9 protein-coding genes are annotated in these 11,713 nt (G+C 41.7%); 6 read left to right on the forward strand and 3 right to left on the reverse strand.

The window, feature by feature from the left end:
* Nucleotides 1-66: 66 nt before the first annotated feature.
* Complete coding sequence (locus tag ATK78_RS06730; protein ID WP_133575335.1) at nt 67-600, forward strand: OmpA family protein; 534 nt, start codon at nt 67-69, stop codon at nt 598-600.
* A gap of 82 nt (nt 601-682) precedes the next feature.
* Here the strand turns inward: ATK78_RS06730 and ATK78_RS06735 are convergent, their stop codons facing one another.
* On the reverse strand, nt 683-1,849 hold the full coding sequence (locus ATK78_RS06735) for a TlpA disulfide reductase family protein (RefSeq protein WP_133575336.1): 1,167 nt from the start codon (nt 1,847-1,849) through the stop codon (nt 683-685).
* Nucleotides 1,850-2,045: 196 nt separating this feature from the next.
* Nucleotides 2,046-3,227: a formimidoylglutamase gene (locus ATK78_RS06740; RefSeq protein WP_133575337.1), complete on the reverse strand. Its 1,182-nt coding sequence runs from the start codon at nt 3,225-3,227 to the stop codon at nt 2,046-2,048.
* Between the two features lie 76 nt (nt 3,228-3,303).
* On the opposite strand from ATK78_RS06740, the gene ATK78_RS06745 reads away from it, so the two are divergent.
* The 5 genes from ATK78_RS06745 to ATK78_RS06765 all read left to right on the forward strand — a co-directional run bounded on the left by ATK78_RS06745 (nt 3,304) and on the right by ATK78_RS06765 (nt 9,829).
* The gene (locus ATK78_RS06745; protein ID WP_133575338.1) at nt 3,304-4,275 is read left to right on the forward strand and encodes an NAD-dependent epimerase/dehydratase family protein; all 972 of its coding nucleotides are present in this window, start codon (nt 3,304-3,306) and stop codon (nt 4,273-4,275) included.
* Between the two features lie 2 nt (nt 4,276-4,277).
* Complete coding sequence (locus ATK78_RS06750) at nt 4,278-5,570, forward strand: HAD-IB family phosphatase (protein ID WP_133575339.1); 1,293 nt, start codon at nt 4,278-4,280, stop codon at nt 5,568-5,570.
* A gap of 9 nt (nt 5,571-5,579) precedes the next feature.
* Complete coding sequence (locus tag ATK78_RS06755) at nt 5,580-6,545, forward strand: tryptophan 2,3-dioxygenase family protein (RefSeq protein WP_133575340.1); 966 nt, start codon at nt 5,580-5,582, stop codon at nt 6,543-6,545.
* Between the two features lie 77 nt (nt 6,546-6,622).
* Complete coding sequence (locus ATK78_RS06760; RefSeq protein ID WP_133575341.1) at nt 6,623-7,687, forward strand: branched-chain amino acid aminotransferase; 1,065 nt, start codon at nt 6,623-6,625, stop codon at nt 7,685-7,687.
* A 21-nt stretch (nt 7,688-7,708) separates the two neighbouring features.
* Nucleotides 7,709-9,829 carry a S9 family peptidase gene (locus ATK78_RS06765; RefSeq protein WP_133575342.1) on the forward strand — a complete coding sequence of 707 codons (2,121 nt, stop codon included), beginning with the start codon at nt 7,709-7,711 and terminating at the stop codon, nt 9,827-9,829.
* A gap of 43 nt (nt 9,830-9,872) precedes the next feature.
* Here the strand turns inward: ATK78_RS06765 and ATK78_RS06770 are convergent, their stop codons facing one another.
* A complete protein-coding gene (locus ATK78_RS06770; protein WP_133575343.1) occupies nt 9,873-11,678 on the reverse strand; it encodes a hypothetical protein in 1,806 nt (601 codons plus the stop codon).
* Between the last annotated feature and the right edge of the window lie 35 nt (nt 11,679-11,713).

Here is an 11,713-nt window from a genome sequence, read left to right on the forward strand (position 1 = left end):
TTGTTGCGAAATGCATGGAAGCATGCAGGACACACACAAACAATTAAACATTAAACACTTTAACAAATGAAACAAACAAAGAACCTTTTACTTATTGCGCTGATTGCCATCTTATGCACGTCACTGTATTCTTGTAAAACAAAAAAACTGGCAGCCAAGCCTGCAACTCCAGCAGTAACCACAGCTCCCGAGCCGGCCCCAACACAACCAGCTCCGCCTGCTCAGGTAGAAAAAGTAGTGGAGAAACCTGCAGAGGTTGAAAAACCAGATTTTAATTTCAGGAACATCCAGTTTGAATTTAACTCTGATGTATTGAAAACTTCTTCATTCTCCATCCTGGATAAAGCCGTTACAGAAATGAAAAAAGATGTTTCTACTAGCTTTATACTTAACGGGCACTCTTCTGCTGAAGGAACTCCTGAACGCAACCTGTCTTTATCAGTAGACCGCGCCAACTCCGTTAAATCTTACCTTGTAAATGCCGGTCTTAATGCGAGCCGTTTTACCGTAAAAGGTTTCGGTGAGAAAGAACCTGTAACTTCTAACACGACCGAAGAAGGAAGGGTTTTAAACAGACGTGTAGAGATCAAAACGAACTAGATCCATTTATATACAAGTTATTAAACAAAAAAAGGCTGGTGATCAAATGATCACCAGCCTTTTTTTTAAGATTATTCTGTGCTTATTTAGATTGTCCTGCTCCTAATATTTCAGCAAGTTTCTTTTGCAGCTCTTCTCCTCTGATGTCTTTAGCAACGATCTTTCCGGTTGGATCGATCAGGAAGTTTGCAGGGATTGCCTGAATACCATACATTTTAGAAACTTCGTTGTTCCAGTATTTTAAGTCAGAAACATGTGTCCATGTCAATCCGTCTTTCTCAATAGCCTGTAACCATAGGTCTTTTTTACCTGGCTGATCTAAGGATACACCCAATACCGTAAAGTTTTTGTCTTTGTATTTGTTAAAGGCAGCAACCACATTCGGGTTCTCTGCACGGCATGGGCCACACCATGATGCCCAGAAATCAAGCAATACATATTTACCCTTAAAATCTGACAACTTAACTGGCTTATCATTTACGTCGTTCTGAGTGAAATCCATCGCCATTACGCCTACTGCTGTTTTCTTAGCCGATTCAATAGATTTGGCAATACTTTTACCCAACTCACTTGCTTTAACTTCAGCAGAGAATTTATTAAACTCAGGCTCTACAACAGACGGATTAATAGAATAACCCATGGTGCTTCTATAGGCTACTAAACCGATATAAGAATTTAGGTTTTCAGCATAGAACTTTTTGTTGATCTCTGAAATTTCTTTTGAAATGGCGGCATCGCGTGCGTATACCGTTTTCATATAGGTGGTATCTTTACGCTGCTCCGGGGTTTTTGAACGGTATTCTGCATTTAATGCGATATTTTTATCTGTTGCAGATTTAGTCAGCGCTTTATACGCTACATTGTCTTCATTTACCTTTGATCCTTTAATAACTGCATACTTAACTGAATCTGTAGCCGAAACCAGGTTTAATGTTTTAGGCTCCAGGTAAAAGGAAAGGACATCTGTTGCAGGAACAGGAGTTCCTGGCTTTGCATTCACGTTAGCAACTACATCTGCATGCTTAACGCGGATATATGCTGACGTAATTCCAGTGATTGAACCTGTAAACGTAAATTTACCACCGCTAATTACTGCCGAGTCTGTTACTTGTGCAGAATTTGCCGAATACGATAAATAGGCTTTTGCCGGAGCATTAAGCTTGCCTACTTTACCTTGTAAAGTAAACGTGCCCTGGGCCATAGTTGCAGCGGGCAATAAGCAAACTGCAGCGATCAATAATTTTTTCATGATTATAACTTTTTTTGGGAATTAAGGTTTTCTGTTGATTGTAATGATCAAATTTAATTAAAAATGTTTTTACTATCAATTAAACACCGGAATTTTACAAACTAACGATCCACAACACAAAATAAGGCCAATTTAAATGTTTCAATACCTTACATGCCCACACGGACTTGAGCATTATAAGGCTTAATCCGTTATATTATAGCAGTTTTTGATAGGTACGCCACCAAAGATCCGGCATTTCACCGTTTACAGCGGTAGTATAGTCTTCATAACGACAGGGGACGAGATGAAACCGTTCGTTTTTTGACATTCCGGTTGGATAAGGGACCTGCATCCACCAGCGGTCTGATTTTTTACTCTTTACAAACAGCATCTCGCCTGTTCCATCACTCAGGCTTGCCCGGTAAATGAGATAGTGTGATTTTGGGGTAAGCGGAAAATCTTTCTTACGGTTGTAAAAACCATCTACAAAGTACCAAACCATTTGTGCAAGCAACATGGCCGTTTGTCCGTTTTGATCAAAGGCCGGATTAAACTCATAAAAACCAATAGACGTTAATTTATCGCTCATACCGGCATAGCGGGAAATAGCGCAAGCCTGCTCTCCGTAAAAACCATTCGGGCTTGCATTGGCATTTGCCCCTGCATCTGATGAACGGATGGCACCGATATCAAAACTGATCATATTTGCATTGCGGATGATCGGTTCCGTTAACGCAATTTGATCTGAAAACTCACCCAGACGGTGTACATCAAAATAAAGCTTACTCATCACCTTTAAACTATCCTGGTTTACAAAATAAGTTTGATAACCGATGTTGCTGTAATTAAACAGGTAGTTGGGCTGATGTAAAAGGATCTTGTTTAAATAGGTATCTGATTTGGCGCTAAGCCCTTCCTGATCATCTTCGTCCAGGTCAAACTTACTGTCTACCACAACAAGATCCACCTTCTGCTCCAGGGGTTCATAAGCCAGGTACTGCGCATAGGTAAGGTCTTGTCCGCCGCCAATGATCACCGGCACAATACTCAATTTAACCAGCTCGGTAACAACCATCTTTACCGCAATATAGGTATCTGATATGGAAGCCCCGGCTATGATGTTACCCAGATCAACGATCCTGCTGGTGTAAGCACCCTCATTTAATGTATAGAACTGCTCGCGAAAGTAATCTGGCCCAAGAGAACAACCTGCATTATTAACGGATGCACGGTCATCCTGAACCCCGATAATGGCAATATCATATTCATTTTCTTCCAGGTCCGGAAATTTCTCCGTAAAGAAATTGACCTTTAAACCCAACTGACTGGTATAAAATCCGGTCTTGGGTGTAAATTTCTCAGGACTTAAGGGTGAAAAAAAATCGGATAATGACATAGGGTGCTATAAATGTATGGCATCAAATATCTATTTTTGAGCGCATATATTAATGGATCATCCTAAAAAAAATGAAATGATATTAGTTACCGGTGCCACTGGATTTTTAGGAACGGAGTTATTACATCAGCTAACAGAACAGGGATTAACGGTAAGGGCCTTAAAAAGGAACAACTCTGCCATATCCCCCCTGGTTAAAGATAAAACCGGAATTGAATGGGTTGTTGCCGATATTAACGACATCTCTTCTTTAGAAGATGCCTTTGAAGGGATTACCCGGGTTTACCATTGTGCCGCCGTTATTTCTTTTGATTCTAAAGACAAACAGAAACTGCTTAAAATAAACATTGAAGGTACCAGCAACATCGTTAACCTTTGTGCTGAGCACAACATCCGCTTACTCCATGTAAGCTCTGTTGCAGCATTGGGCAATGCAAAAAAAGGAGCACTCATCACGGAAAAGGATTTTTGGGAATACGATTCTAAAGCACATGCTTACGCCATTTCTAAATACGAGGGTGAAATGGAAGTTTGGCGCGGTATTGCCGAAGGGCTGGATGCGGTAATTGTGAACCCTTCTGTAATTATTGGTGCAGGTGCCGGGTTTACAGGCAGCGGCGCTATCTTTAAGCTGGTTAAAGAAGGATTGTCCTTTTATACCAGGGGGGCTACCGGTATTGTTGATGTTACTGACGTGGCAAAAAGCATGATCGCTTTAATGAATAGTAAAGAAAGCGCAGAGCGTTTTACCATTTCTGCTGAAAATTATAATTATAAGCAATTTTTTACTGAAATTGCAAATGGGTTTGGGGTTAAAGCACCCGCAAAAGAAGCCAAACCCTGGATGCTGGGTATGGCATGGAGAGCCGCAAAAATTGCATCGCTCTTTACCGGCAAACCCGCTGCCCTAACCAGTGACGCGGCAAGAAGCAGCCTGAATGAAAGCTTATATAGCAACGAAAAGATAAAAAATACGCTTGGGTTTGAGTTTAAACCTCTTAAACAAAGTATAGCAGATACCTGCAATGGCCTTAAAAAATTGAACTAAAGATGAAGAATTTCTACATTATTGACTTTGACAGTACCTTTACCCAAGTAGAAGCTTTAGATGAACTGGCCCGGATCTCATTAAAAAAACATCCGGATAAAGAAGCCATCTTTAAGAAAATTGAAGACTATACCAACCTGGCCATGGAAGGGAAGCTTTCATTTAGCGAAAGCCTCGCCCAACGCGTAAAGTTACTGGAGGCCAATGAAGATCATTTAAAACAGCTCATTACCCGGTTAAAGAAAAAAGTTTCTGCCTCTTTCTCGCGCAATGCCGAATTCTTTAAAAATCATGCCGATGAGGTGCTGATCGTATCGGGTGGATTTAAAGAGTTTATAACCCCCGTGGTAAGCCAGTACCACATTAAAAAAGAAAACATTTATGCCAATACCTTTGTAACCACTGGTGATGGTAAAATTATAGATTATGACCATGCCAACCCCTTAAGCGAGGAAGGCGGCAAGGTTAAACTGATGCAGCAAATGAACCTGGAGGGCGACCTTTATGGTATTGGCGACGGCTATTCTGATTTTCAGCTTCGTGAAAGCGGCCTGATCAAAAAGTTCTATGCCTTTACCGAAAATATATCCAGGGAGAGCATTGTAGAGAAGGCCGACCATGTAACACCCAGTTTTGACGAATTTCTCTATGTGAACAATTTGCCAAGGGCAATATCTTATCCAAAGAACAGGATCTTATGCCTCATTATTGGTGATGTACCGGAGCAAAGCATTGAATTGCTTAAAAAAGACGGGTTCTCCATTCGCCATAAAGCAGATTTTGAAGAGAAATACATTGCCGATGTGCACATGCTCCTTTTGGCCGATGGCGAAAAGGTTGATCCGGTGAAATTAAAACAGGCTGTAAAGTTAAAAACATTGGGCTACCTCGGTACGGCAAAGAATAAGATAGACATTGCCGCCTGTACAGAACAGGGGATTGTGGTATTTGACGACATTAAACACAACCCCAGAAATTTAGACTTTATCCCCAAAAGGATGCGGGACTTTATGAATACCGGAACCACCTATATGAGTTCGAATTTCCCGAACCTGCAGCTGCCAAGGATTGAAAAATCGCACCGCCTGATCCACATCCACAAGAATGTACCCGGGATCATGGCACAGGTAAATACCGTTTTTGCAGAACACAACATCAACATTAACGGTCAGTTCCTGATGACTAACCCCAACATCGGCTATGTAATTACCGATATCAACGCGCAATACGACGAGCAATTGTTTAAATCATTAAAAAAGATTGAGCATACCATAAAGTTCAGGGTTCTGTATTAGATTTGTACCATGGAACTGACACCACAGATCAAGGAAAAGCTGGATAAACTGCAGGAAAAGTATGCAGCAATGGGCCAGGATATGGCTGCATACCTGGACGGCCTGCTGTACGCAGATTTTCTAACGTATTGGGATTACATCCACCTGGACACTTTACTAAGCCTGCAAAGTCCTAAAACCCCATTCCCTGATGAAGAGATCTTTATCATGTACCATCAGATTACGGAGCTTTATTTCAAGCTCTCGCTGCATGAGTGTAAACAGATTGCCGAACACCAGTCTCTTACTGCTGTCTTTTTTACAGATCGTGTAAAACGCATCAATGCGTATTTTAATGCCCTGGTTTCTTCTTTTGAAGTCATGGTAAATGGAATGGAAAAAGATCAGTTCCTGAAATTCCGCATGTCCCTTTTGCCGGCCAGCGGCTTTCAATCCGGTCAGTACCGCATGATTGAGATCTGTGCCACTAATTTTATCCGCCTGGTTGATAAAAGCAAAAGAGAAGAATTGACAAGCGCGCCTATAGAGGAACAGTTTGAGCACATTTACTGGAAGTTTGGTGCTACTGAACTGGCCAGTGGAAAGCAAACGCTAACCTTAAAACAATTCATTAATAAATATGCTGATCAGTTTCTGCAGCTGGTTAAAGACAGGCAGCACACCAACTTCGCGGCGCTGTACCACAAACTGGAGCAGGAAGGACAGGATGTGACCGCTTTGGGCGAAGAGCTCTGTAAACTGGACATCTTTGTCAATGTAGAATGGCCTTTATCGCACTATAAATCTGCGGTAAGATACCTGGAACGCGACCCGGTTGACATTGCCGCTACCGGAGGTACAAACTGGCAAAAGTATTTGCCCCCGCGTTTTCAGAAACGCATTTTCTACCCTTTTCTATGGACTGCAGAACAAATGGAAGAATGGGGTAAGGGATGGGTGCTTAGTGTATTGAAAACACTTAAAACTGAGCAATAAACCTTGTTTATTGCAAAATAAAACACCGTAAAAAGAGGCATTTTTCTTAACTTTGTCCTTCCAAAACCACTACTAAAATGAACGATACATTAGACATCACCATAAATAAAGCAGCACAAAGCAAATTAACGGTAACCGATTTCTCTCAGTTACCATTTGGAAAGGTATTTTCTGACCACATGTTCATTGCTGAATATGACAATGAAACCTGGTCTAATTTACAGATACTGCCTTTTGGCCCAATCCCGATGAGTCCGGCTATTTCGGCCTTACATTATGGACAGGCTATTTTTGAAGGCATGAAAGCTTACCGCCAGGCAGATGGCAAGATCAGTGTGTTCAGACCTGAAAAAAACCTGGAACGCTTTAATAAATCGGCTGCCCGCATGTCTATGCCTGCAATTACCACAGAGATTTTTATGCAGGGTATTGCTGCATTGATCGAGATCGATGAAAAATGGGTACCTGCCCAGGAAGGTTATTCATTATACATCCGCCCGGTTATGTTCGCTACAGACCCTTACCTGGGTGTTCGTGCTTCTGACACCTATACCTTTGCATTATTAACTACGCCAACCGGCCCATACTATAGCAAAGCGCTGAAAGTTAAAATTGAAACTGAATTTACCCGTGCTGATGAAGGTGGCGTTGGCTTTGCCAAAACTGCCGGTAACTATGCACGCTCCTTACACCCTTTTGCCGAAGCACAAAAAGAAGGCTTTGACCAGCTGATCTGGACGGATGCGGTTTCTCATGAATATATTGAAGAAGCCGGAACTGCCAACCTGATCTTTGTCATTGACGGAAAACTGGTTACCCCTTCTGTTAGAAGCACGGTACTGGACGGTATAACCCGTGACACCATCATCCAGCTGGCTACCAAAGCTGGTATTGAGGTGGAAGAAAGACGGGTAAGCGTGAAAGAAGTGATTGAAGGTATTGAAAACGGCCGCTTAACCGATGCTTTTGCTGCTGGTACTGCCGCTACGGTTACGCCTATTGGCGAAATCAGCTATTTGGGCAAATTGTACACGTTAACGAATCCTGAAACCCGCACCATCTCCAGAGATATTGCTAAAACATTGAATGATATCCGTTACGGACTTGCACCGGATGAATTTGGCTGGAACTGGATCTTATAAAAAAACAACCCCTAAATTATAATGAGAAAAACCGTATTGATCTGCTTCGCTATGTCATTAACCAGTGCTGTTTCTGTACAGGCACAACTTAAAAGATTAAACCAGCAGCAAATATTTGACGGACAGCCTTCATTGACTAAACCCATGAATGCGGTTACCGGATGGGCTGATGACAGCCATTACATTGAAGCAGATCCAAAAACACGCCAGCTTTATGCTGTTGATGTAAAATCAGGCTCAAGAACTGAATATACACCTCCTCCAAAAAGCAACGTAACTGTTTTTGTAAGGGATAAGGATGTATACATTAAATACGGGAAAGATGAAGCCAAACGCTTAACCACCAATACCGACGAAGAAAAGAACCCTACCCTCTCTCCAGACGGAAAGTATGTTGCCTTTACCCGCAACAACGATCTTTATGCGGTTGAAGTAGAAACCGGAAAAGAGATCCGCTATACTACAGACGCTACTGATGTGATCTATAATGGATGGTCTTCATGGGTATATTACGAAGAGATTTTAGGCAGGGCAACCAATTACAAGGCTTTCTGGTGGGCTCCGGATAGTAAGAACCTCGCTTTTATGCGTTTTGACGACACTAAAGTCCCGATGTTCCCAATCAACGGTTCTACAGGACAACACGGCTATACAGAGAAAACACGTTACCCTAAAGCTGGCGATCCTAACCCGGAAGTAAAGGTAGGTTTTGTTCCTGCCGCTGGCGGAACCGTAGTATGGGCCGACTTTAACCAAAAGGACGACCAATATTTTGGAACTCCATACTGGAGTTTTGACGGCAGTAACTTAATGGTGCAATGGCAGAACCGTGGTCAGGATAACCTGAAATTCTATTCTGTGAATCCGCTAACCGGCGTTAAGAAAGAGATCTATGACGAGAAACAAGCTTCGTGGGTGGACCTGGATTATGACGGGCGCATTGAGTACCTCGAAGACAAAAAACATTATATCCTTAAAAGTGATAAAACCGGCTGGGCACATTTTTACCTGTATACCCTTGATGGAAAACTGATCAATCCAATTACCAGCGGCAAATGGCAGGTTACAAACCTGGTACATGTGGATGAGAAAAATAAAGTGGTTTATTTTACCGCCCGCAAAGAGGTTTCTACCCGTACAGATTTTTACCGCATTGGCTACAATGGGAAAAACTTAAAACGTCTTTCTTTTGGTGATTACAACCACCAGATCCAGATGTCGACCAATGGAACTCATTTTATTACCACGTATTCAAATGTGTCTACGCCTGCCCGCAGAACCTTGTTAACCAACACAGGAAAAATAATTAAAGAACTTGGCGACAGTAAAGCGGAAGATTTTGCCTCTTATAATTTTGGAAGAACGGAAATGATCACCATTCCTACTGATGATGGTTATAACCTTCCTGCTTTTATCACGTATCCAACAGATTTTGATCAAAACAAAAGATATCCGGTTGTAATGAGCATCTATGGCGGCCCTAATGCCGGCAATGTAACGGATACCTGGAAAGGTGTTGGAAACCAATGGTGGGCAAACGAAGGCGTGATCCAGATCTCTGTAGATCACCGTGCATCCGGACAGTTTGGTAAAGAAGGCGTTGCCTTAATGCACCGCAATCTGGGTAAATGGGAAATGAAAGATTACACAACCGCAGCACGCTGGCTAAAAGCACAAACCTGGGTAGACAATAAGAAACTACTGATTACCGGCCATAGCTATGGCGGCTACATGTCTTGCCTGGCTTTGACCATGGGTGCTGATGATTTTGACTTTGGCTATGCAGGTGCGCCGGTTACCAGCTGGGAATTATACGACACCAATTATGCGGAGCGCTTTATGGATACCCCGCAGGAAAACCCTGAAGGCTATAAGAATGCGTCTGTGCTTACCTATGTAGACCGATACAAAGGTTTATTGCGTATTATGCATGGTGATATGGATGATAATGTGCATATGCAAAATACCATTCAGCTGGTAGATAAACTACAAAATGCAAACAAACATTTTGAGCTGATGATTTATCCGGGCGGCAGACATGGATGGGGTGGCGCTAAAACGGCACACGACAGGTCTGAACGGTTCCGTTTTTACTATCAGAACTTATTAAACAAACCTGTTCCGGCAGAATTGTTAAAATAGAACACGTTGTTAAGATAATATATAATGCAAAGAGGGGATTTAATTAATCCCCTCTTTCTTTTTCACGCCTCACTTTGCGTCTTTGCCGTTCTGCCCTTCGCTTATCGCGGTCTATTTTTATCTGTTCAAACTTTGCAATCTGACCACGGATCTTTTCTTCCTTTTCTGTTGTTACCCCTACACTGGCTTTAATACCTGTAAACAAGGTTTTCCAAATGAAACTAAACAATGAACCTTTAGGCTCCCGTTCATAATGGATTGGGGCATGGATAAAAATGCCTGCATTATTGGGGTTATCAGAATTGATGATCATTGCATTTGCTATAAATGACATCCATCCTTGCTTAACCAGTCTGTTTTCTTCTTCATGCTTTTTTAGCAGGCCCAATGAAAGATCATTGAAAGCAAAACGAAGATCGCCATTGGCTATATGGTTATTGGCTTCAATTTTAAACTCCAGTTTCTTAACCGCTCCGCTTCGTACTTCTACCATACCTAATGGCTTGGTAATCCGGTTAAGCACGCGCCCTTCCATTGGCCCAAGAACCCCTGAATAGGTGAAAGCTCCATCCTTTGCCTGAAGATCAAACCTAAAATTAACATCCAGCTTGCCCCTGCCCATCATATAGCTGGTTAAATCAGCCAGCATATATGGATGCTTTGTCTTGTCTTTTTCTCTGTTGGTTACGTTAGATATGGTACCCGAAGTACGGTTAAAGGTGATCACTCCCCGTTGCCTGCTATCGCGGTCAAACTCTGCATAGCTGATATCAACATCCTTTACATTAAGCCGCTTAACGGAGAACTTGGAAGTCATGGTCTGCATGAGCTGGTGTGGAAACAGTTCGAACCGGTCTTCCTTTTTTAAGGGCAGCGCATTGTTATTAAAAATAGAAACAAAGCCATTGGCAATGTTCATCTCCTTTGCTTCCAGTTCCTGCTTTAAAATATAAAGCGGCAGGTTAATGCCGCTCATGCTGATATCACTCATCTGGATGTTAAGCCTCTTTTTTGAAAAGCCGCTTACTTGTCCAAAAGCCATTTCATCGTATCTTGGAACCACGCTAAAGCTATTGATATTCAGCTTGCCCGATGATGCTTTAAAGTTAAGCTGGTTTAAATTAATATGGTACAGACTATCCGGGCTGGCAAACGTATAATTATTTAAGTTGATGGAGATGTCCTTTAACAGGTAGATCCGGCTTTGATCTTGCGCGGAATGGGGATCAATCAACCAGTCTTTTAAGGTTATGTTTAAATTGTTTACAGAATCTATTTTCGGAACCGGCAGATTTTGATTGACATACTTAAAACGCATATTTTTAAAATCGACCGTTCTGATCCGCAGTTCTTTCAGATAATCTGAAATATAATCATAAGGTGTTTTTTCCGGGAAAGAATTTTTAACCTCATTAAATTCAAATTGACGGTTAATCATGGTTACATCGGGATGATCAAACAATAAGACATCGATGTTTAACTTTTTATGCTTTAAAAGCCTTTGTGGATGGAAGTCTTTAATAGTTAGCCTTTTTAACGTAATGTAATAGATATTGTTTGGCGCTTTTTTTAACGCAATCAGCTTTTTAAAAATAATGGTATCCGGAATGATCCTCACATCGCTTAACGCGGCACCACGGGTAATGAAATTGGTACTGACATCACTAAACTCAATGCGGTAAAGGCTATCCGTTGCATTTAATACCAATTCTTTTAACTGGACTTTGATCAAAGGTTTAAACTTTGCGCTCAGATAGCGTGAAGTAAAGAACAGGATTATAGAAAGCAAGAATAGGATTGCCGCTGTCAATTTTAGTATGTAGTAACGCTTTCGGGCTTTTTTATACATAGGCCTGTTTATATTACAAGATACAATTATTGATT

The organism is Pedobacter metabolipauper, assembly GCF_004362715.1.
In the GTDB taxonomy this organism is placed as follows: Bacteria; Bacteroidota; Bacteroidia; order Sphingobacteriales; family Sphingobacteriaceae; genus Pedobacter; species Pedobacter metabolipauper.

Bases quoted from the DNA above. Each gene is read 5' to 3' on its own strand.
- ATK78_RS06730 (WP_133575335.1), top strand. From the start codon at position 67: ATGAAACAAACAAAGAACCTTTTACTTATTGCGCTGATTGCCATCTTA.
- ATK78_RS06770 (WP_133575343.1), bottom strand. From the start codon at position 11,678: ATGTATAAAAAAGCCCGAAAGCGTTACTACATACTAAAATTGACAGCG.
- ATK78_RS06740 (WP_133575337.1), bottom strand. From the start codon at position 3,227: ATGTCATTATCCGATTTTTTTTCACCCTTAAGTCCTGAGAAATTTACA.
- ATK78_RS06745 (WP_133575338.1), top strand. From the start codon at position 3,304: ATGATATTAGTTACCGGTGCCACTGGATTTTTAGGAACGGAGTTATTA.
- ATK78_RS06755 (WP_133575340.1), top strand. From the start codon at position 5,580: ATGGAACTGACACCACAGATCAAGGAAAAGCTGGATAAACTGCAGGAA.
- ATK78_RS06765 (WP_133575342.1), top strand. From the start codon at position 7,709: ATGAGAAAAACCGTATTGATCTGCTTCGCTATGTCATTAACCAGTGCT.
- ATK78_RS06760 (WP_133575341.1), top strand. From the start codon at position 6,623: ATGAACGATACATTAGACATCACCATAAATAAAGCAGCACAAAGCAAA.
- ATK78_RS06735 (WP_133575336.1), bottom strand. From the start codon at position 1,849: ATGAAAAAATTATTGATCGCTGCAGTTTGCTTATTGCCCGCTGCAACT.
- ATK78_RS06750 (WP_133575339.1), top strand. From the start codon at position 4,278: ATGAAGAATTTCTACATTATTGACTTTGACAGTACCTTTACCCAAGTA.